At 70.8% G+C, this 21,428-nt stretch carries 17 protein-coding genes; 6 read left to right on the top strand and 11 right to left on the bottom strand.

Features of this window, described 5'->3' with window-relative positions; all coding sequences use genetic code 11:
* The first annotated feature begins 41 nt into the window (after positions 1-41).
* From ACGFIV_RS09665 to ACGFIV_RS09675, 3 genes are all read left to right on the top strand, one after another.
* On the top strand, positions 42-875 hold the full coding sequence (locus tag ACGFIV_RS09665; protein ID WP_358549662.1) for a Clp protease N-terminal domain-containing protein: 834 nt from the start codon (positions 42-44) through the stop codon (positions 873-875).
* 363 nt (positions 876-1,238) lie between these two features.
* On the top strand, positions 1,239-1,592 hold the full coding sequence (locus ACGFIV_RS09670; protein WP_392833607.1) for a type II toxin-antitoxin system RelE/ParE family toxin: 354 nt from the start codon (positions 1,239-1,241) through the stop codon (positions 1,590-1,592).
* Entirely contained in the window at positions 1,589-1,897 is a 309-nt protein-coding gene (locus ACGFIV_RS09675) for a helix-turn-helix domain-containing protein (protein WP_392833611.1), read from the top strand. Before ACGFIV_RS09670 ends, ACGFIV_RS09675 begins: the two co-directional genes overlap by 4 nt.
* Positions 1,898-1,996: 99 nt before the next feature.
* Here the strand turns inward: ACGFIV_RS09675 and ACGFIV_RS09680 are convergent, their stop codons facing one another.
* Both ACGFIV_RS09680 and ACGFIV_RS09685 read right to left on the bottom strand, forming a co-directional pair.
* Complete coding sequence (locus ACGFIV_RS09680) at positions 1,997-2,257, bottom strand: DUF397 domain-containing protein (protein ID WP_392833614.1); 261 nt, start codon at positions 2,255-2,257, stop codon at positions 1,997-1,999.
* 19 nt (positions 2,258-2,276) lie between these two features.
* Positions 2,277-3,128, bottom strand: a complete 852-nt coding sequence (locus ACGFIV_RS09685) for a helix-turn-helix domain-containing protein (protein WP_392833618.1) — start codon at positions 3,126-3,128, stop codon at positions 2,277-2,279.
* A 132-nt stretch (positions 3,129-3,260) separates the two neighbouring features.
* Between ACGFIV_RS09685 and ACGFIV_RS09690 the strand changes: the two genes are divergently transcribed.
* On the top strand, positions 3,261-3,680 hold the full coding sequence (locus tag ACGFIV_RS09690) for an ATP-binding protein (RefSeq protein ID WP_392833621.1): 420 nt from the start codon (positions 3,261-3,263) through the stop codon (positions 3,678-3,680).
* Between the two features lie 708 nt (positions 3,681-4,388).
* Here the strand turns inward: ACGFIV_RS09690 and ACGFIV_RS09695 are convergent.
* The 4 genes from ACGFIV_RS09695 to ACGFIV_RS09710 form a co-directional block, all read right to left on the bottom strand.
* The gene (locus tag ACGFIV_RS09695) at positions 4,389-5,141 is read right to left on the bottom strand and encodes a decaprenylphospho-beta-D-erythro-pentofuranosid-2-ulose 2-reductase (RefSeq protein WP_392833624.1); all 753 of its coding nucleotides are present in this window, start codon (positions 5,139-5,141) and stop codon (positions 4,389-4,391) included.
* 163 nt (positions 5,142-5,304) lie between these two features.
* A complete protein-coding gene (locus ACGFIV_RS09700; RefSeq protein WP_358549650.1) occupies positions 5,305-6,630 on the bottom strand; it encodes an FAD-binding oxidoreductase in 1,326 nt (441 codons plus the stop codon).
* A gap of 57 nt (positions 6,631-6,687) precedes the next feature.
* Positions 6,688-7,605, bottom strand: coding sequence for a decaprenyl-phosphate phosphoribosyltransferase (locus ACGFIV_RS09705; protein WP_392833628.1), 918 nt, complete (start codon positions 7,603-7,605; stop codon positions 6,688-6,690).
* Entirely contained in the window at positions 7,602-8,543 is a 942-nt protein-coding gene (locus ACGFIV_RS09710; protein WP_392833631.1) for a DUF3068 domain-containing protein, read from the bottom strand. Before ACGFIV_RS09710 ends, ACGFIV_RS09705 begins: the two co-directional genes overlap by 4 nt.
* A gap of 201 nt (positions 8,544-8,744) precedes the next feature.
* Here ACGFIV_RS09710 and ACGFIV_RS09715 point away from each other — a divergent pair, with 201 nt between their 5' ends.
* Positions 8,745-10,130 (top strand): acyltransferase family protein, encoded by a 1,386-nt coding sequence (locus ACGFIV_RS09715; protein WP_392833634.1) that lies wholly within the window; start codon positions 8,745-8,747, stop codon positions 10,128-10,130.
* Here ACGFIV_RS09715 and ACGFIV_RS09720 read toward each other — a convergent pair.
* Positions 10,084-11,961 (bottom strand): hypothetical protein, encoded by a 1,878-nt coding sequence (locus ACGFIV_RS09720; RefSeq protein WP_392833637.1) that lies wholly within the window; start codon positions 11,959-11,961, stop codon positions 10,084-10,086. The genes ACGFIV_RS09715 and ACGFIV_RS09720 overlap by 47 nt on opposite strands.
* Positions 11,962-12,086: 125 nt before the next feature.
* On the opposite strand from ACGFIV_RS09720, the gene ACGFIV_RS09725 reads away from it, so the two are divergent.
* Positions 12,087-12,830 carry a class I SAM-dependent methyltransferase gene (locus ACGFIV_RS09725; RefSeq protein WP_358549640.1) on the top strand — a complete coding sequence of 248 codons (744 nt, stop codon included), beginning with the start codon at positions 12,087-12,089 and terminating at the stop codon, positions 12,828-12,830.
* Here ACGFIV_RS09725 and ACGFIV_RS09730 read toward each other — a convergent pair.
* From ACGFIV_RS09730 to ACGFIV_RS09745, 4 genes are all read right to left on the bottom strand, one after another.
* Positions 12,771-13,769, bottom strand: a complete 999-nt coding sequence (locus tag ACGFIV_RS09730; RefSeq protein ID WP_358549637.1) for a DUF3068 domain-containing protein — start codon at positions 13,767-13,769, stop codon at positions 12,771-12,773. The genes ACGFIV_RS09725 and ACGFIV_RS09730 overlap by 60 nt on opposite strands.
* Positions 13,766-17,917 carry an alpha-(1->3)-arabinofuranosyltransferase family protein gene (locus tag ACGFIV_RS09735; protein WP_392833642.1) on the bottom strand — a complete coding sequence of 1,384 codons (4,152 nt, stop codon included), beginning with the start codon at positions 17,915-17,917 and terminating at the stop codon, positions 13,766-13,768. The genes ACGFIV_RS09730 and ACGFIV_RS09735 overlap by 4 nt, the downstream gene beginning before the upstream one ends.
* Positions 17,918-17,937: 20 nt before the next feature.
* The gene (locus ACGFIV_RS09740) at positions 17,938-19,245 is read right to left on the bottom strand and encodes a glycosyltransferase family 4 protein (RefSeq protein WP_392833645.1); all 1,308 of its coding nucleotides are present in this window, start codon (positions 19,243-19,245) and stop codon (positions 17,938-17,940) included.
* A gap of 448 nt (positions 19,246-19,693) precedes the next feature.
* On the bottom strand, positions 19,694-21,412 hold the full coding sequence (locus ACGFIV_RS09745; protein WP_358549631.1) for a hypothetical protein: 1,719 nt from the start codon (positions 21,410-21,412) through the stop codon (positions 19,694-19,696).
* Positions 21,413-21,428: the final 16 nt, after the last annotated feature.

Genomic DNA, 21,428 nt, shown 5'->3' on the forward strand with positions numbered 1-21,428 from the left:
GGTATAACCCTTCTCTAACCCCACTTCCCGGAGCGCGTGTGATGCCGAAGATCAACGTCTATCTGCCTGACGAGCTCGCCGAGGCGGTCAAGGAGGCGGGCGTGCCCGTCTCGGCCGTCTGCCAGCGGGCTCTTGAGCAGGCGGTGCGCCGCGTCACCGCCATACGGGAGACGGTCCTGGGCGATCTGGACCTCGACGACCCCACCGAACGGCTAGCGCACTTCACCGGACGGGCGCGCACCGTGCTGAAGCTCGGCGTGGAGCAGGCGCGGGCCGATGGGGCGCCGAGCGTCGGCACCGAGCACCTGCTCGGCGGCATGCTCGCCGAGGGCGGCAACCTGGCACTGCACGTACTCCGGGCCGTGGAGATCGAGCCAGAAAACCTGAGCCGCACCCTCGACCGCCGCTCCCCCACGTCCACGTCCACGTCCGTACCCGCATCCACGTCCGCGTCCGGAGACGACGGCGACGACGCTGGCGACAGCGGCTACGACGGCCACGGCGACGAGGGAACGGCGCGGCACTTCAGCGGCCCCGCCGCCAACGCGCTGGAGCTGGCCGTCACCGAGGCCACCGCGCTCGGGCACAACTACGTCGGCTGCGAGCACCTCCTGCTCGGCCTGGTCGCCGAACCCGACGGCACCGCCGGGCAGGTGCTGCGCGCCCTCGGCGCAGAGCCCCGCCTGACCCGCCGCGCCGTCGCCGCCGCCCTCGCGGGGTACGTCCACCTCCGGGCGCAGACCCAGCCGGCGGCCCCGGCCGTACCCGCCGACGCGGCCCAGGCACTGGCGGCGGTCGTCCGCAAGGAACTCCAGCCCCTCACCCGGCGCATCGAGCAATTGGAGGAACGCCTCAACACGGCTCCCGAGAGCTGACATCGAGCGGATGCCATCCCATGGACCGATTACCGAAGACCGGATGGGCCAAGACCGTACGCGTCCTGTCCTGCGCCGTCGTCTTCTCCGGCTGGCTGTGGACCGCCCAAGGAGCACCTTGTCACAGCACTCCTCGGACGTACCGACCAGGAGGGCCGAACAGCGCCCAGCGACCCGAAGACGACCAGCTCCGGAGCCCCTCCCGGACGCCGGACGATCCGAAAGCCGAGCTACTACAGAGATCACCGTGACCACGATGAGAAGTTTGACGATTACTTAGCGTGGAAGAGTTGGCTTTCCTAGTATGCCTGCATACTATGAAGGAGGGCCGCGGTGGGGTGGCGTCTTGAGATGGTCGGAGAAGTGAAGGAGTGGCTGCACACGATCCGCGTGGAAGACCGGATCACCGCTCGGCTGATCGGTCAGGCGATCCAGACCCTGATCGAGATCGGACCGGACCTGGGCCGACCGCTCGTCGACAGGATCCGGGGGTCGGCCATACAGAACTTGAAGGAACTCCGCCCGGGCTCCGCAGGCCCAAGCGAGATCAGGATCCTGTTCGCCTTCGACCCCAGGCGCACTGCCGTACTACTCGTCGGTGGAGATAAATCAGGACAATGGGACTCCTGGTATGAGAAAGCGATTCCACTCGCCGAAGTGCGTTTCGCCGAGTGGGTCGAGCTACTCGAACATGGATCGAAGGGACACGGCCGATGACCACTTTCCACGAGTGGGATGCTGTCAAGCGAGAGATCTTCGATGACGAGGACATCACGGCTATCGACGAGGGCACCGCGGAGATGGTGGCCGCGATCAGGCTGTCCCAGGTACGCAGGCAAGTCGGCCTACGTCAGGCGGACGTCGCGGAGAGGATGCACGTCCGCCAAGAACGGGTTTCCGCGATCGAGCGTGGCGACCCCGCATCCACGACGCTGAGCACGCTCATCTCCTACGTGCAGGCCCTGGGTGGGCGACTTGACGTCGTGGCAACGGTGGACGGCACCCACTACAAGATCGCCTAACCCACCGACCGCACCCGCTCCGCCCCCTGCGACCACATGAGCAGCCCGGCGAGCCGGTCCCGCGTGTGACATCGGAGGACGATTCCCCCACGGAGATGCTCAGCCCTGGCCCTCGGGGTCGAACTCGCCGTTCTTGACACCGCCGATGAACGCCTCCCACTCACCCGGAGCGAACCCCAGCACCGGGCCGTCGGGGTTCTTCGAATCGCGTACGAGGTAGAGCTTGTCAGCCTCCACCTTGTGCGGGGCTCCGTCAGAGGCGACGTCGACGACCGCCAACTCAACGCAGCCCTCACCACCATTGCTGCGGGTGGACTTACGCCATACAGGGGCGGCAAAGCCGACCTGTCGCTGGGGCACCTTGCTCCCCTCCGTCCGACTACGTGGTCCCGACGACCCGACGGATCATCTTGATCGACTCATCGGGGCCGAGCGCCATCGCGCGTAATTGGTCAAAGGCGAGCGTATACCGATAAACATCCATGTCATCCTCGACGTAAAGACTGCTGGTCATCGTCTCGACATAGACGGCATCGGGATCGTACGGCTCCGGGAACTCCAGGATCGAGAATTCCACGGTGCCGGGATGCGCTCCAAGCGCGTTAGGGAGAACTTGAATCGTGACATTCGGGAGTTCGGCCTGTTCGAGGAGATGGCGACCTTGCTCTCGCATGGTCTTCTCCCCACCGGTCATCCGATTGAGGACGGCCTCGTCCAAGACGGCCCAGATCTTCAGAGGTGACTCCCTGCGTAGAGCCTCCTGCCGTGTCATACGGACTTCTACCCGCCGGTCGATCTCAGCCGGAGGAAGCAGGGACATGAGAGCTGACCGAATGACAGCGCGGGCATAGTCCTCAGTCTGAAGCAGGCCGTGAATGAGCATGTTGCAGTAGCACATTACTGAGCTGGCCTCAGCTTCAAGGCTGATGTAGTTGGCGTAGTCCGTGCGAATCGAGTCGTACCTATCCCACCAGCCTCGCTGTTTCGACGTGCGCGCCAGCGTCAGAAGAGCCTCGCGCTTCCCGTCGGTCACCTTGTACAAGTCCAAGGCTCTGGCGAGATCCTTCGCGGTCACGCCCACCCGGCAGGTTTCAATGCGACTGATCTTCGACGGCGACCAGCCAAGAGCTTCCGCTGCCTGATCTCCAGTCAAACCTGATCTCTCACGCAGCTTCCGCAACTCGGATGCGAGCCTGCGCCGACGCACGGTCGGGCCATGGCCTTGTGTCATCAGTCCACCACCTTCCGTAAGCAGGGATCAGTGTCGCGCATGCATGCCGTGCCTCGCAGCAGCTCTGTCTCAAAGATTTGAGGTCTGCAACCGTTGCAGAATCGGTTGCGAGCGCGACGCCGGAGAGTAATCATGTCGTCACGGACGATGAAATGGGGCGGCATGATGGCAGGCAGGCTCTCGGCGACGATCAACCTGATCGGCACGAAGACCTCGGTGCGGCGAGCACGGCACTTCACCCAGGACCTGCTGGGACGAGATCACCCGGCGGCCGACGACGTGATCCTCGTCGTCAGCGAACTGGTGACGAATTCGATCACGCACTCGTGCTCGGGCCGGCAAGGGACCGTGCCCCTGACCATCGACAGCTCCGACAACGCCGTCCGGGTGGAGGTCACCGACGAGGGATCGGCCTACAGCTCCCCCTACATCCGCGACGAGCCGGACTCCGAGAACGGGCGAGGCCTGAGGATCGTCAGCATGCTGGCCAAGGAATGGGGTGTCACCCACCGAGGCACAACCCTCACCACCTGGTGCGAACTGCCCTTCTGATGGCGCAGGTCATAAAGTCCTCCCCGATCCTGGCGATCACCATCAGCGACTCGCCCGAGTACCTCGGCACCCATTGGTGCGAGCTTCGTCGCGAACGGGCAGACTGGGAGATGTGAACGCCAGGTCCCGTTACAGCAGTCACCGCGCTTATCTGCTGCCCGCTGTCCTGAGCGAGCTGACAGGACCGGTCGCCGGTGTCGTGGAGCTGCCGACTCGTTTGGACTGGTCCGAACAGGGCGTCTATGACCTGTCGGACAGCAGCCACGTGGGCCTGATGTATGAGCGTGTGATCCGCGAAGCGTCTCGGCTTGACGACCTGCGCACGTACCTCAACCGCGAGACGCTCGTCCGGATCTGGCCATACCTGTACCTGCCAATCGAAGCCAGGCAAGCGTGGGAGACACGCTTCCCTGGCCTGGCACGAGCAGGAGAGCGCCAGTGGAACCGTCGCGTGAGCCAGTCGACTCCTGGCGACAGAACGGTTCGGCTTCGCTCTCGCCGACGGCTACGCCGGTCGAAAGCCTGGTTCAGGACCCCCGGTGCCTCGCTCTCAGGACATCGCTCCTGCCCAAGCCCAACGACTGGTTGCGGCATTTCGGAATCGAGACGCTCAGGCGGCGACCGCGGCGGCATTGGATGTCTACGACCTCACTGAGTGGCCAAGTTGATCAGTCAACCTGGTGCTCTCTCAGCACGCTAGAACAAGTTCTAGCGAGGCATGCGGCGCCAGAGGGAGCGGGGTAGGGCGCGGAGCACTGTGAAGGCCGGGCGGAGCTTGGCCGGGACCCAGACGGTCTCCGCGTCGTCGCGCAGACCGGCTGCGACGGCGGCCGCGACCGTCTCCGGGGTGGTCGCCATGGGCGCGGGCGGCATCCCCGCCGTCATGCGCCCGGTGACGAACCCCGGACGTACCACCATCACGCGGGCACCGGAGCCGTGCAGGGCGTCGCCGAGGCCCTGGGCGAAACCGTCCAGGCCCGCCTTGGCCGCCCCGTACACGAAGTTGGCGCGCCGCACGCGCACGCCCGCCACCGAGGACAGGACGACGAGCGTGCCGTGGCCCTGTTCGCGCAGCCGGCGAGCGGCGAACAGCCCCGCCGACACGTACCCGCCGAAGTTGACCCCGATCGACCGGGCCGCGGACACCGGGTCGGCCTCGTAGGCGGCCTGGTCGCCCAGCACGCCGAAGGCCGCGACGACGACGTCGAGGTCACCGGCGAACTCGGCGGCGGAGGCGATGACCTGCTCGTGTGTCTCCGGCTCGGTCGCGTCGAAGTGCAGCACGCGGACGTCGGCGCCGAGGCCCTTCAGCCGTACGGCCGCGGCCTCCGCCTCGCCGCGCGCGGCCAGCACGACCCGACGGGCCCCGTCGCGGACGAGCCGCTCCACGATGGCCAGGCCGATCTCGCTGCGCCCGCCGAGCAGCAGCACCGAGTCCACCGAGCCCAGGGCGTTCTTCACAGGCCGGTCTCCTTGTCGGGTCCGTACTTCGCTCGGTTCACAGCGCGAGTCTCGTCTCCGGGTCCGTACGTCGCTCGGTTCACAACGCGAGTCTCGTCTCCGGGTCCGTTCTTCGCTCGGTTCACAGCGCGAGTCTCGTCTCTGGGTCCGTACGTCGCTCGGTTCACAGCGCGAGTCTCCTTGCCAGGTCGGAGCGGAAGACCTCACCCGGGTCGGCGCTCTCGCGTATCTTGCGCCATTCCGGCAGGCGCGGGTACATGACGGGCAGCAGTTCGGCCCGCATCCGCGCGTCCTTGGCGAGGTAGAGGCGGCCGCCGGCGCCGGCGACCCACTCGTCGAACCCCCGCAGCAGCCCGGCCAGACCCGCCTGCCCCGACGGGATGTCCAGCGCGAGCGTCCAGCCCGGCAGAGGGAAGGACAGCATTCCCGGCGTCCCCGCACCGAACCGCTTCAGCACGGTCAGGAAGGACACCACCCCCTCCGACGACAGGCGGGACACGATGCGCCGGAGCGTCCCCTCCTCGCCGAACGGCACGACGAACTGGTACTGCACGAACCCCCGCGAGCCGTAGACCCGGTTCCATCCGTTCACGAAGTCCAGCGGGTGGAAGAAGGGGGCGAGGTCCTGGATGATCCGCCGCTCGCGCGACTTGGCGTACCAGGCTTCGTTGAACGCGCGCACGGTCAGCCCGTTGAGCAGGCCGTTCGGCGCCCACGGCGGGGCGGGCAGCCGCGAGGCGGGGGCGAAGGCCAGGGGGTCCTCCCCGGCGGGGAGCTCGTCGCGGCGCGCGTGGTCGCCTCGCGTCAGCACGCTGCGGCCCATACGAGGGCCCCGGGCGAGCAGGTCGATCCACGCGACCGTGTAGCGGTAGCGGTCGTCGGTGGCCGTCATGACCTCCAGCGTGTGGTCGAGGTCGCGGGTGCGCTCGACGTCCACGCGCATGCGGGAGGTCTCGACGGGGACGCAGGCGAAGCTCACCTCGGTGATCAGGCCGGTCAGGCCCATGCCGCCGACTGTGGCCCAGAACAGCTCGTCCCCCGGGCCCAGCGTGCGGCTCGCCCCGTCGGCGGTGACCAGCGTCAGCGACCGCAGGTGCGCGCCGAAGGAGGAGTCGACGTGGTGGTTCTTGCCGTGTACGTCGGCCGCGACCGCTCCGCCCAGGGTGACGTGCCGGGTCCCCGGCGTGACCGGGACGAACCATCCGCGCGGGACGAGCGCGCGCATCAGGTCGTGCAGGCTCATCCCGGCGGTCGCGGTCACCACGCCCGTGGACGGATCCAGCGACCAGCGCGCTTCCATCCCCGCGAGGTCCACCACCACGCCGCCGGCGTTCTGGGCGGCGTCGCCGTACGCCCGGCCGAGCCCGCGCGCGATCAGGCCGCGGGACGGCGCCCCGGTGACCAGGGCGGCCAGTTCGGACGGCGTTCGCGGCGTGACGAGCGTGGCGGGCGTGGGGGCGGTGCGCCCCCAGCCGGATAGGAAGGTCATCGCGAACGAGTCCTGAGGGCGAAGGTCATCTCAGAGGGATCCCGACGGCGAGTGGGGTCATTGCACGTAGATTCCGACGGCGAGCAGGACGACGAGCAGGGCGGTGTAGAGCTGTAGCGGCCGGTCGCGCAGCGCGAGCTCTTCCGGCTCCTCCCCGATCCCCCGGTCGACCAACAGGTTGTGCCGGAGCACGATGAGGACGAACGGGACGATGCTCACACCATAGAGGGTGTCCGCGTGGATCTGCAGCGCCCACAGGCAGTACGTGACGATCATCGCCCCTGAGGCCATGGAGCGGACGTGCGCCAGGTAGCTCGGGGTGTAGGTGACCAGGGTCGCGCGTGTGCCGTTCGTGCCCTGGTTGCGCACCTCGGCCTCCCGCTTGCCCACCACCACCTGGAGCGAGCCGAGCGAGATCACCACCAGGAACCAGCTCGTCACGGGCACGCCCACCGCGACCGCGCCGGCGAAGGCCCTGATCACATGGCATGCCGCGACGGCGACGAGGTCGACGACCACCTCGTGCTTGAGCCAGTAGGTGTAGGAGAGGGTCAGGACGAGGTACCCGGCCACGACCGCCGGCAGCTTCCAGCCACCGGCGAGGAACGCGAACCCGGGCGCCGCCACGATGAACAGCGCCCCGGCCACCCGCGCCGCCCGTACCGGCACGATTCCGGCGGCGATGGGGCGCAGGCGCTTGCGCGGGTGGCGGCGGTCGGCCTCGGCGTCCGCGGCGTCATTGAGCAGGTACGCGCCGCTGGCCGCCATGCAGAACGCCACGAACGCCACCATGGCGTCGAGCAGGCCGGACGGGGTGGTCAGCACCCCGGCGGCGGCCGGGGCGGCGAAGACCAGGAAGTTCTTCAGCCACTGGCGGGGACGGCACGCGCGCGCGAATCCCCGGATCCGTGCCCCCACGCCCACGGCCGCCGGAACGGTGTCCGACGGCCGTACGTCCGTTCGCCCGGAGGTCACGAAGCCCCGGCGCTCCCGCGCCGCGACGCCGGACGGCCCCGGACGACGAGGAACGCCCCGGCGAGGAGCGACAGCAGCCCGGCGACGAGCAGGACGATCGGGATCGTGGTCTTGATCAGGCCGATCTGGTCCCTGGACTCGATCGCCTTCTTCACCAGCTCGTCGGTGGTCTCCGGGGTGTACTTCGCGGTGGCGATCAGGGCCGGCTTGCGCTCGACGCCGTCGTCGGTCTTGAGCACCTCGTGACGCCGCTGCTCCTGCCTGACCGGCACGCCGCTCGCCGGCTCAACCCAGAACGTGACCGTGCCGTCGTACCAGCGGCCGAGCTGCACGTCTCCGGCCTCGTCGATGCCCATCACGGAGGCGGGGGCGGTCAGCGTCTGGATCTTGGTGGCGGGCACCTGCTGCACGTACCTGTAGACCGGCAGCCCGTTGACGACGTCCTCGCCGTCGAACGTGGCGTCGTAGGCGGCGCCGGTGCTGGAGTTGAACACCTTGTAGGTCTTCTTCTCCGCGCCGAACGGGAACAGGAAGATCTGCCCGTCCAGCTTCACCGGCTGCTTGTCGATGCTGGCACCGCAGCAGTTGACCGCCGCACCCGTGTACTTGTTGAACGCGCTGCGGAACTCCGTCATCGAGATGCCGGGCCTGTTGTTGGTCACGTCGCTGACCGAGGTGAACTGGTCCCAGACGACCTTGTCATCCGTGGAGTCCGTCACGTCACCCCGGGTGGTGACGGTGATGTCCAAGGTCCCGGTGAGTACCTTCAGGTCACCGACGCTGAAGTACTGGGCGTTGTCGGCGGTCAGCTTGGTGATGCCGTACTGATCGGCCGGGGCGGCGATGAGCTGTCCTGCGACCTGGAACCTCACGAGTGGTGCCAACGCGATCAGGAACGTGCCTACTCCTAAGAGAACAATTCCGACGACGCGGCCCATCGCTCCTCCTGGGGGTGCCCGTCGGACCGGGCTTGTACCCGGACGACGGGAATGTACTTACTCTCGACAACTGGTGACGGTACGCGCGAGGGTAATCGCGGCGATATGTCCTAAAACAAAGTTCTATTTCGGGATATGTTAGTTGGGCGAGTGACCCCAAGTCACGAGGGATGCGGAAAAGTGACAGAAACAGGTTCTAGGTTGGGCTCCAGCGACGCGCCGGGCACCGGTCCCTCGGCGTCCACCGTCGCCGCGACCCGCGAGCCGGAACCCGAGACGCCTCCGACGCCACCGGAACCCGGGACGTCTCCGGAACCCGGGACCCCTGCGACGCCACCGGAGCCCGGGAAGCGACCGCCCGATGGGCCGCCGTCGCCCTCCGGGCACCTCGACGCGCTCGACGGGATGCGGGCCGTCGCCGCCTTCGCGGTCCTGATCTTCCACGTCGCCATCGAGTCTGCCACCGCGCTTCAGAACAACTTCTTCGCCGCCCTGCTGTCTCGCGGCGACGTGGCGGTGCCCATCTTCTTCACGCTCTCCGGGCTGCTCCTCTACCGCCCCTACGCCAGGGCAGTGGTGGACGGGACCAGGTGGCCGGGCACCCGGACGTACCTGGTCAAGCGGGCGCTGCGCATCCTGCCCGCCTACTGGCTCGTCGTGGTCATCGCCATGCTGCTGTGGTCCCGCGACCACCTCGGCGACACCAAGACGTGGCTGCAGATGGTGTTCCTGGCCCAGAACTACGAGACCGACCCCTGGTGGTTCGGCCTCGGCCCGAAGGGGCTCGCCCAGATGTGGAGCCTGTGCGTGGAGGTGGCGTTCTACCTGGTGCTGCCGCTGCTCGCCGCGGGGCTCGCGTGGTTCGCGCGCCGGGGCGGAGGCGACGCCGGTCGCCGGGCGAGGCGCCTGCTGCTGGGCCTCGCCGCGCTCGCCGCGGTCTCCTACCTGTGGACCGTCCTGAGCTACTACCCCGACTACCGGCCCTACATGAACACCTGGCTCCCGCGCGCGCTGACGTTCTTCGCGCCCGGCATGGCGCTGGCCGTGGTGTCGGTGTGGGCGCGCCGCGAGCAGGACGGCCCGGCCGCGCGGCTGGTCCGCGCCGTGAACGCCTCGCCGGGAACACTGTGGGCGGTGGCCGGCCTCGCCTACGCGGTCGCGGCGTCCCCGGTGACCGGTCCCCGGTTCTCCGGCGTCGACGGGGTCTGGAGCGGCGTGTTCGAGCTGGCCCTCTACAGCACGATCGCCCTGTGCCTGGTGGCGCCGTGCGCCACGCTGTCACACGGCGACGCCCCCGTGGCCCGCCTGCTCGGCAACCCCGTGATGCGCTACTTCGGGCGCATCTCCTACGGGATCTTCCTGTGGCAGTTCATCGCGCTCTACCTGTGGTATGACCTCAGCGAGCAGCAGCCGTTCTCGGGGAACTTCGCGGGCAACCTCCTGGTGGTCGGCGCGCTGACGATCGGCCTCGCGGCACTGACCTACAAGTACATCGAGGAGCCGGCGCGCGGGCTGGCCCGCTTCCTGCGGCCCTCCGCCCTCAGCGCCCGTTCACAGGAACCGCCGCCCCAAGGGCGAACCCCTTGAGGCAGACGTCCGCCGAGGGGTCGTCGATCCGCAGAAGCAGGCCCCTGCCCGGGGTCAGGATCGGGAAGTGCAGCAGCCGGCCCGGGGTGGCCGTCAGGTTGAGCTGCTGGCTCTGACCGCTGACCTCGATGGAGACCGAGGTCGGCCGCTCGGCCGAGTAGGCCAGGCCCGCCACCCCGTCCGGCCCGCCCCAGCTGACCGCCTCCGGGTAGTAGACCGCGCCGTCCAGCGTGGGCAGGCACTTCTTCTTCGGGGGAGGAACCTGGGCGAAGTCGGCCCTGACGCTCACCGGGACCAGCTTGCCGCTGTCGTCGAACACCATGGCCTGGTCGGAGGGCTCGGGCACGCGCATCCGGGCGCGGAGCGCCGGAGAGGCCAGCGGGGCGAGCAGGTGGTGGCTCAGACGGCGGCTGCCGTTCCAGGGCAGCACGATGGAGTCGGGCACCGGACGCGAGAAGATCACGGTGTCGGCCGGGGCCTTGGCCAGCGCCGCCCGCACGTTGCCGAGGTAGGTCCGTACGAGCTCACCGGACAGGGTCTGCCGGAAGTTCTCGATGGAGACCACCGACATGGTCAGGTACGCTCCGGCGGCCAGCCCCGTCACGAGCGGGACGACGGTGCCGGCCGGGAGGGGCCTGCGGTAGGGGTCGGGCTCACCGCGCGACGGCAGCAGCGCGAGGCCGAGGCAGACGGCGAACACCACGACGGCGTCGGCCACGTAGCGGGTCTCGGCCCCGACCAGCCCGAGCGCGGTGCCCCGGGCGATCACCGTGGGGACGGCGTCCACGGCCACGACGTACACCGCGACGACGAGCCACGCGCGCGCCGCCCGGCGGCGGTAGAGCAGGGTGGCGCCCACCAGGACGGCGAGCGCCGTCCAGGCGGCGGCGACCAGGAACGTGGAGGGATCGGCCATGCCGCCCGTGGACGGCACCGGACCCCACGACAGCGGGCCGCCGACCACGCCGGTGGGCAGGGTGCGTCCGAGCAGCGTCCCGAGCAGGTCGGCGGCGACGCCCGGCTTCGGGACCGCCGCCCCCTCCCCCGGCGCGGTGTACTGGCGCGACAGGTACAGGGCCGTGTAGCCGCCCATGAGCAGGACGTGGACCCCCCACAGCCGCCAGTGCCCGCGGAGCTCCCGCGCCACGGAGGTGAACCACCCGGTCCCGTCCACCCGCAGGTAGGCGGTGGTCAGGGCGAACAGCAGCAGCGGAACGAAGACGCCCTTGGTGCTGAAAGCAATGCCGAACACGACCCAGCCAAGGGCCTTCCAGGCGTGCCTGGTCCCCTCGCCGCGCGCGTGGCGGAGCTGCGCCGCAAGCGCGAGCACCATCGCGAGTTGCAGCGGGACGGCGTTGAGCGCCGCCGACCACCAACTGAAGGCCGGGATGGTGAGCGGGCAGAACAGGTACACCGCGAGCGGCAGCAGGATGCCCATGCGGGGGCCGAAAAGCGACCACAGCAGGCGGAACATCAGCACCGCGACCAGCGCCTGCAGGACGAGCGTCACCGAGGCGACCAGCAGCCAGTCATAGGCGGCGAGCCGGGACTCCACCCACGTCAGCCCGAGCGCTCCGGGCATCAGATGGCCCTTGTGGACGCGGAACAGGAAGTCGAAGGTCAACTCGTGCTCGTAGGCGTCGCCGACGAACAGCAGGTCGTCCTCGATGAAGTAGGCACCGCGCAGGATCGGGACGCGCAGGCCCGTCGACGCGAGCACGAGCAGCGTGCCGAGGATCAGCACGGGGTTCGCCAGGGGCGCCATCCACCTCGGGTAGGCGATGCGTACGGTCGGCCGCTCCGGCTGCTCGACCTCCGCGGTCTGCGGCAACGGTCCCTCCGATCACGCGCCGGTTGCTACCCCCGAGTAACGAACACCCTATGAGCCCCGCAAACCCGGCGCAACGCGGTGTTATGCTCCCGGGCACCCGAACACTCCCGTGAAGGGAAGCAGACGTGGAGACCTCGAACGCGCCGTTCCGCGCCACGCTCGGCCGGTCGGTCCGGCTGCTGTCGGCCTTCCGCAAGGAGCAGACGGATCCCGACTTCTTCTACGGCATGCTCGCCCGCGACACGGCCGCCCAGCTCGCCACCTACACCGGCCTGCCGGGCGCGCTGGTGGCCGACGTGGGCGGCGGGCCCGGGTACTTCACCGAGGTGCTGCGGGCGTACGGCGCGAGGACGCTGTGCGTCGACTGCGACGCCGGGGAGATGATGGCCAGGGACGGCGCCGTCCCCGAGGGCGCGGTGCTCGGGAGCGCGCTCGACATCCCGCTGCGCGACGCCTCGGTGGACGTCTGCTTCTCCTCCAACGTGCTGGAGCACGTGCCCGACCCCTGGCGCATGGCGGCCGAGATGGTGCGGGTCACCCGGCCGGGCGGGGTGGTCTACCTGTCGTTCACCAACTGGCTCTCGCCCTGGGGCGGCCACGAGACCTCCCCCTGGCACTACCTGGGCGGCCACCGCGCCGCGCGCCGCTACACCGGCCGCCAGGGCCACCGCCCCAAGAACCTCTACGGCGAGAGCCTGTACCCGGTGTCGGTGGCCGCCGCCCTCCGCTGGGCCAGGTCGCGCACGGACGCCGAGGTGCTGGACGCCCGGCCCCGCTACCACCCCGAATGGGCCACCGGCGTGCTCCGGCTACCCGGCGTCCGCGAGATCGTGACCTGGAACCTCCTGCTCGTCCTGCGCCGTCGCTGACCCCTCCGCCTTCGGGCGGCGGCGCGGGCGCAGGCGCACGGCCACCACGACCAGGATGACCGCGGCCGCGAGCGCGAGGCAGCCGACCGGGAGCACGTCCCGGATCAGGATCGCCCACCGCCGGAACCCCGCGGCCTCGCCCACCTGGGCGTCCACGTCCCCCGGCTCGGTGGTGAGGTCGGCACGGAAGCTCACCACGCGGTCCACCTGGTCGGGGGTGCGCAGGGTGTCCACCCGCTGCTCCCGCGTACGGACCGGCAGGCCGCTCTCCGGCTCGACCCACATCGTCCTGGTGATCCGCACGTACCTTGCCACGCTGACGAGCTTCCACTCGGGCAGGCCGAGCACCTTGCCCGGCACCTGGTCGGGCAGGTCCTCCACCTTGGCCGGGCCGACGGTGTAGGAGTAGCGGTAGGCCGGCAGGCCCTCGACGGTCTCCTCGCCCTCGTACCGCAGCGTGACCTGGCGCTTGAGAACAGTGTCGAAGATCGGGTACCCGCGCGGCTCCGCCCCGTGCGGCAACCGGAACGCCAGGCCCGTCTGCCGCACGGCCGTGTCGTCGTCGATGTAGGCGTCGCAGCAGGCGACGGCCAGCCCGGTGCGCCGGTCGAAGGCCGCCCGGCGCTCGTGGTAGTCGATCCGCTGGCCGTATCCGGTCTCCAGCGACGAGAACTCCACCCAGACCGCGGTGCGCGCGTCCCCCGCCACCGGGTCGCCGTACAGCGAGACCGTGTCGGTCACGGGCACGCCCGTACGGACCTGGAAGGTCGCGGTGTCGAGGTAGGTGGCCGACGGGGCGGTCAGGTGGGTGGTCCTGCGCTGTTCCAGGGGCAGCGTCAGGCTGGTGCCGTAGACGTAGTACCGCAGCAGCACCGCCATCGTCACCAGGAACGCCACCACGACGTACGGGATGGTCCGAAGCAGTTGCTCGCGGGTCACCCGCCCACCTCCGTCAGCGTGGCCTCGCGGTGCCTCGGGGCGGGCGCCGGGGGCGGGGCAGGGTCCAGGGAGGGCACGGCGGCCAGCAGCCGGGCGACCACCACCAGGCAGCAGAGCTGGGGAACCAGGCCGGTCAGCGGCGTGACCTGGTACGCGGTGCCCACCGCCGCGCTCAGCCCGGCCAGGACCAGCGCCCACGCTGGCACCCAGGGGGACAGCGCGACGCGGGCGGCGCGCCTGGCCCGGCTGCCGCCGGCGTGCTGGGCGGCGAGCACGCGCGGAAGCCACAGGCCCACGAGCGTCAGCACCGACAGGACCGCCGCGCCGGGGAGCCCGCCGATCCACAGGCCGGCCAGCGGCGCGGCGGGCCAGACCCAGCGGCCCTTGATCCGTCCCACGCCCGCCTTCGGCGGGCGGCGGCCGGGCCTCGCGCGGATCAGGGCCAGCGCGGCGACGCCCAGCACGAGCGCGAGCCCGGCCAGCAGCGCCACCCGGTACGTCGCGTCCGGCTCGTACCGGAGCACCACCGTCCCTGTGCCCGGAGGCAGGATCCACGCCTGCCTCCACCCGTCGAGGCGTACGGGCCTGAGCCGCGCGCCCTTCAGGTAGGCGTTCCAGCCGGGGTTGTAGTTCTCGCCGACGGTCAGGTAGGAGCCCTCGCTCGTGGAGACGGCCAGCCGCCGCTCCTCGGGCCCCCAGCTCTCGACGCGGGCGGGCTGGATCCTGGTGGTGCCGTCGTCTGCGGCCGACTCCCCGCGAAGGACCGCCGACCTGACCCTGAACGCGTCGGTGAACGGCGCGCCGACCCAGGTCATCCCCGGGATGAGCCGCACCGGCGCGCACCCGGCGTAGGTCAGGGGACGGCCGTTCAGCACGTCGTTGAGCGTGCCGCCGACGATGCGGGTCGGCACGGTGTCGCCGTCGACCTCAAGGGTGGGACCGTACCCGCAGGGCAGCCGGAGCGGGAATCCGCCGAGCTGGCCGAGCGGCTCGACCCCCGGGATGGCGATCTCGGCGACCTCGATGGACCGCGAGGCCGGAGCGGTGAACTCGATGCTGAGCCGCCGGGTCGTGAGCTCGGGGAACGCCACACGCCCGTCGCCGCCGATCCACGCCTGGACGGTGCGCGATCCCGTGCGGATGGTGATCTTCACCGGAGGCTTGCCGAGGAAGGAGTCGGGGAACAGCACCTTGACCTGGGAGAACTTCCGGGGCCTGCCGAGGTCGATCGAGAGCGTGGGGTGGCGGTCGAACGGCTGGGCGTACCAGAGCGTCTTCTCGTCGCCATCCATGGCCGAGCGCCCGAGCGCGGCCGGGTGGTCGGTGATGGTCGAGGACGCGGTCACGTGCGGGTAGGCGTTCGGCAGCGTGGTGAGCAGGTCGGCCGACCTCGGGTCGGTGAGCACGGCCGTACCGCTCAGCGTGCGCGTCTGGTTGGAGTCGACCGCGAACAGCCGCTGGAAGCCGTAGCCGTCCTCGCCGACGATCTCCAGCCGCCGCGAGCAGGCCCAGGCGGACGAGCCGCGCATGCAGGCCGGGGCCTTGCCCTTCGAGGTCAGCATCACCGTCCCCGCGTCGCCGCCTCCGGGCAGCCCGGGGGCCGCGATCGCCCGCGTCGGCCGTACCCCCGGAATGGCGACCTCGCTGATGCCCACCCGGCTGCCGAAGGCGCTCTTCGGCTGGTACGCCAGCTTGGTGACCCGGATGCGCAGCCAGGTCGTCTCCCCAGGAACAGGGGCGAACAACTGCGGATCGGCGGTCTCCCGTACGGGCACACGCCGCGTCCCCGCCGCGGTCGAGAGCTCGACCTCGGCGACGGGCGGTCCGATCGCGCCCTGGTCGAACGCGATCGTGATCTCCTTCATCGGCACCGGCTCGACGAATTTCGCCTCCAGCCACTCGCCGAGCGCGCCGTTCCACCCGTCCGACCGCCATCCGGTGCGCGCGTCCCCGTCGAAGGCGGCGAACGGCAGGCGGCCGGGATCCCGCTCCCCCGCCGCGGCCGTGATGTTCGCGTCCGAGGAGGACGCGAGGACGTCGTCGATCCCGAGATAACGCGCGGAGGATGTGGCGGAGGCCCAGGCCGGGTCCAGCAGGTCGGTGGTGGCGTTCAGCTTCCCGCCCTCGGGGAGCGTCGGCCCCGCGCTCCGCCGGAGGTCGCCGAAGACCATCTGCCGCCTGCGCAGGGTGTCAGTGACCACGGTCTTCCTGGCGGGCACCGACGAGGCGCCCGGCTCGTCTCCCACCAGGACCGGGGAGTCGTCCTTCAGCACCCCCTGCTCCGCCATGTCGAGCACGCCCTCGGGGGCGCCCGCCATCCGCATCGTGGAATCGGCCGGCACGGTGCCCGCGACCGGCGCGGGATCGGGTACCGCGTAGACCTCCAGGGCGGGATATGCCTGGTCGAACCAGTTCGAGGCCGTGGGGCTGGAGATCTGGCCGACCAGGGGGCCGAACTGGGCGACCCGCACCAGCCCCGTGGAGTCCTCGATGGTCTGGTGGACGCGGGCCGGCCACGCCGAGCCGATGGTGTCGCGGGCCAGGTCGTTGCGGACGAGCAGGTACTTCACCCCGATGCGGCGCAGGGTGAGGGTGAGGCCTTCTGAGCCTTCGCCGTCGGAGAAGCGCTCGTCGACCGCCTGGAGCAGGCGTGCCAGCCCGGCGGAGCCCCACGGCACGTTCGAGTGCGTGGCCCAGCGCACGGTCAGCAGTGACTGCATCGGCTCGTCGAGCGGACGGCCCCACAGATACTCGCCGCGCTTGGAGCCGGGGACGGCGAGCACCATGCCCTGGCCGGTGTTGCCGTTCAGCCAGGTGGCCGCGTCGCGCCAGTAGGTGGGCAGATCGGTGAAGGCCCCCGCGGGGGTGATCCCGGAGGTGGCGACGGGCAGCACGGCGAGCCCGGCGAGGCCCGCGCTCACGGCGGCCAGCCGCAGCCGCGTCACCTCCGGGCGCAGCGCCGGCAGGGCGGCCAGGCCGAGGGCGAGCGGCAGCCGCAGCAGCGCGTCGAACTTGTGCAGGTTGCGGAAGGGGGCGAGCGGGCCGTCGAGCAGGGCTCTGAACCACGCCGCCCACGGGAAGGTGAGCGCGTCGGCGTGCCCGGCGGTGACGATCACCACCCCGGCGAGCACGCAGAGCACGAGGAACGTGCGCTCTGGCGTGGACCCGCGGACCAGCCCCGCGAGGCCCAGCGCGGCGACGGCGGCGGTCACGACGACCAGCCACGGCTGGGTCGCCTGGTCGTAGGCGGCGGGCAGCCACGGCCTGCCGTCCACCGGAAGGAAGGAGATCCAGCTCGACGTGCCGCGCAGCGTGTTCAGCAGGGACGTCACGCCCGTGGTCGCGGCGGCGGTCTCGATGAACGGCAGGAAGGAGAAGATGTAGCGGCCGAGCAACACGAGCGGGACGAGCCACCACATCGACACGGCCGCGACGCAGACGAGCCACCAGGCCAGCAGCCGCCGCCTGCGCGGGCCGCCGCGGCGGGTGAGCAGGTAGAGGAACGGCACGACGAGCACGGCCAGCTCGGCGGCGGCGTTGATGCCCCCGGCGAACAGGAACGCGAGGGCCGAGAGCGCGGCGGCGCGGCGCGGGCTGACGCTCTCCTCGGCCCCGCGCACGAGCGGCAGCAGGATCCACGGCAGCACGGCGCTGGGCTGGAACTCCGAGGAGTTGACGCCGATGAGCGCCAGCGCGTGCGGCGCGAGCGCGTAGACCAGCCCGGCGAGGATCCTGGTGTCGGGCGTGCCGATACGCAGCGCACGCGCGACCCTCTCGGCCCCGAGGAACGCCGCGCACAGCACCAGCGTCATCCACAGCCGCTGGATGTTCCACGGAGGCATGTCGAGCCAGCGGAACAGGGCGTAGAACGGCCCCATCGGGAACAGGTAGCCGTACGCCTGGTTCTGCAGGTGCCCGAAGAAGGCGTCGTCCCACAGGTGGGCGGCACGTTCCAGGAAGCCGATCGGGTTGACCGCCATGTCGAGCTTGGTCTCGGCGATGACCTCGCCCGGCGAGGTGTTGAAGGCGATCGCCCCAAGGAGCAGGCAGCCCGCCAGCAGGCGGAGCCGCCGGCGCAGCCGGGATCCCGGGGCATCGGGCCCGGCACGGCCGGTCGTCAGACGGCGGAACCAGGCATCAGCGGTCAAAACGTACCCTTGGCCGGGGTTCAGGGGATATGGCTCTCACCTGTGGCAAGACGGAGACCCAGGGAACGAACGTGCCCCTTTTGCTCAAGTTCGGCCGTGATGAGTCCGGTCATCCTAGCGCCCGTCCTTCCCCACGAGAACTCCGCCGCCCAGCCGCGGCACGCCTGCTGGATCTCCGCGCGCCTCGCGGGGTCCTCCAGCTCCTTCAGTGCCCGGTCCACCACGTCGGCCAGCGACTCGCCCTCCTGGACGAGCCAGCCGGTGACGCCGTGCCGCACCGAGTCGCGCAGGCCCGCCACGTCGTAGGCGACGGTGGGCACGCCGAGGGCGGCGGCCTCGATGACCGTGAGCCCCCATCCCTCGAACTCCGACGCCGTGACGTTGAGCCGCGCGGCGCCGAGCACCGCGTTCTTCTCCGGCTCGGCGAGGAAGCCGTGCAGGCTGACCCTGCCGGTCACCCCGAGCGCGGCGGCCCTGCGCGCCAGCGGTACGTACTCCGGGCCGCGTCCGATCACGTGGACGTGCAGGTCAGGCCAGGTCTCCCCCAGCTCGGCCACCAGTTCCACGACGCGTTCGACGCGCTTGTGGCCGACCAGGCGTCCGAGGTAGGCGACGACCGGGTCCCCCGCGACCTCCTCGCCGCCGACGCCGGAGGCCACCGGGCGCGCGACGGGGCTGCCGTTGGGGATGACCTCGATGGGCGCGAGCCAGCCGAGCTTGTCACGCAGCTCGGTACGCGAGGACTCCGACACCGTCACGGTGGTGCAGTGGCGGTAGAGCAGCCGCGCGACCGGCCCCTCGACGAAGCAGCCGGCGCGGGCGAGCCAGCGGGGGAAGAACGCGTAGAACTGGCGGTCGTGTACGTGGTGGACCAGGGAGATGACGCTCGTGCGCCTGCCGGCCACCAGCGGAGCGAAGAACGGGATGCCGTTCATGCAGTCGACGACCACGTCGAAGCGGCGGCGGCGCAGCAGGAGCCAGAGGGGTACCAGCAGGTAGACCAGGTAGCGGTTGCCCATGCGCCGCAGCTCGATGCCCTCACGCCGCTCGCCGCCTGGCTGCCCCGGCTCGCGGCTCGTCAGGAAGTGCACCGAGGCGCCCTGGCCGACCAGGTACCGGCCGACCTGCCAGGCGTACTCCTCCGCCCCTCCGGCGACCGACTGCAGCGGCTCCCGGAAGTTCAGCACCGCGACCCGGACGCCCTGGAGAAACCGGTCAGGAGCGTGCGCCGTCTCCACCGTGAGGCGCGGCGGGCCGATGGGCCCGGTTGGAGGTACGGGCACGTCGCCGGGATCGTGGGGAGCCCGGCCCGCCTGCTGTGCGACCACGGCCACTCCTTCTGTGTCTCGAACCCCCCTGGCTGCCGCGCGTGCTCGGGCGTGGTTTCGAGCATGGGCATGATCACGCCGGATGGTTTCGGGCACGGCGAAGCCGCGCTTCGTGCTCATCCGACGTGGAACCGGACGGGCTCACCGATCGACGTGTGAGACCCGCCCGTGAAAGATCATCTGTTGCCGTAGTTGTACAACGGCTTGTTGGGCGGCTGAGGGCTGGGGGCGACAACGTTGACGACGCTGACGGACGCGCCGATCGCCAGAACCACCCCAACGACGAGAGCGGCGAGCACTCGCACCATTGGGCTTCTCCCTCCAAAGTGCGGACGCTGTGGGCCTACCGAGAGTAGAACGTGATACAGGTTCTAAGCCAGCAGCTTGGTCAAAACGTAATAAATGGACTTACCGTCCAGTATGCCTGCCTGGCCGCACCTTCACTGGGTCACAGTCGAAGCAGGAGCACCTGACGGCCCACGTAGACCGAGGTGGCGCCGGGCAGCCGTGAGCGGAACGCGTTCTCGTCCTGTCCCACGATGAGCACGTACCGTATGCCGGCCGCCCTGAGCACCGAGGTCAAGGCGCCGCCGCGCGTCCCGATGGCCGCCCCGACGCGCCTGGCCAGGAGATCCTCCCCGGCGACGCGGAGCGGCCGCCCGGCTGCCAGGCCGACGACGAGCGCGTCGTCCCAGACGACCCGCCGGGCGAACGACTTGGTGGCGGGGTCCAGGATCACCCGGCCACCGTTCCACGCGAACGCCCGGTGGGCGCCCCATGGCAGCGAGATCAGCGCCCCCGGCCGGGGGTCGCCGTTCACGATCGCCTGCACGCGCCGCCAGTCGTCCGGGTACTCCACCGCCGCCAGCCGCCCCGAGGCCCCCCAGGCGAACGTGGGCAGGACGAGCACCGGCACCAGCACGCCGACGACGGCAGGCACGAGCACCGCCGCCCTGCGGGCACGGGCATCGGCGCGTGCCACCCCTCGGACACGGTCGTCCAGGCGGGGCAGATGGCCCACGGCCACCCCTCGGACACGGTCATCCGGGCGGGACAGCCGGCCCACGGCCACCCCGAACCCGACGGCCTGGACCAGCACCAGGGGAGCGACGTAGAGCTGCCCGTCCCGAAGCGGCCCGAACCCCGGCCACAGCCCGATCAGCCCCTTGAGGACCCCCGGCGCGTACGCCCCGGCCAGCGCGATCACCAACCCGGCCGACGCGGCGATGAGCAGGCCCCTCCAGTAGGGCGCTTCGGTCCGGAGAAGACGGACGAAGGTGACGACGGCCACCACGGCGAGGAGCAGGCGGGCGGTCGCGAGCACCCAGGCGGCCTGGCCGGGAACGACCGCCTGGGCGTTCCAGATGCCGCCGAGGCTGAGCAGGCTGCCCAGGGTGCCGAACGGCCCGTCGGCCCTCGGCGCGAAGGCGTCCACCCCGGCGGGGTCGGTCACGGCGTGGCTGAGCAGCGCGGGGACCGCCCACGGCAGGCTCAGCACCGCCAGTACGGCCAGAGCCTCCAAGGTCCCGCGAAGCCGCCGCGACGGGCCCGCGACCGGCACGGTCACTACCGGCGACGAACCGCCGACCGGCACAGGCACCACCAGGGACGAGCCACCGGCCGGGACGGGCAGGGCCCGGGTGGCGGCCACGGGGAGTACGGCGAGGACCGACACGAGCATGGCCTGGAAGCCGCCGGCGGCGGCCGGGACCAGCGCCAGGGCGAGCCGCCACGGCCCGCCTCTGGCCGCCGCCCTGACCGCCCACGGCAGGCCGGCGAACCCGAGCAGCAGCGCCCACTGGCCGAGCAGCAACCGCTGCGCGAGGTAGGCGTTCCACGCGTAGAACACCGCCGCGGCCAGCCGGGCCACCAGCCGGTCCCCCGGCACCAGCGCCGCCGCCCCCGACCCGGCCAGCACGAAGATCGCGAGCAGGATCAGCTTCTGCACGGCCTGCGCCGGGAGCACCGACGACAGCAGCGCGACGACCTGGTCACTCGGCACGGCACGCGGGAACCCGCCGGGATCGAGGCGCAGCGGCGGACCGGGCACGAAGACCATGTCGTACCGCAGCACGAACCCGCGCCCGAGCGCGGGCCCGAGGGCGAGCAGCCCCACGACCAGCCCCGCGAGCGCGGGCGCCGCCCGCACCAAGCGGTGAGCGCGCATGGCCTCGTACCACCCC

The sequence above is a fragment of the Sphaerisporangium sp. NPDC049003 genome (assembly GCF_043197795.1).
In the GTDB taxonomy this organism is placed as follows: Bacteria; Actinomycetota; Actinomycetes; order Streptosporangiales; family Streptosporangiaceae; genus Sphaerisporangium.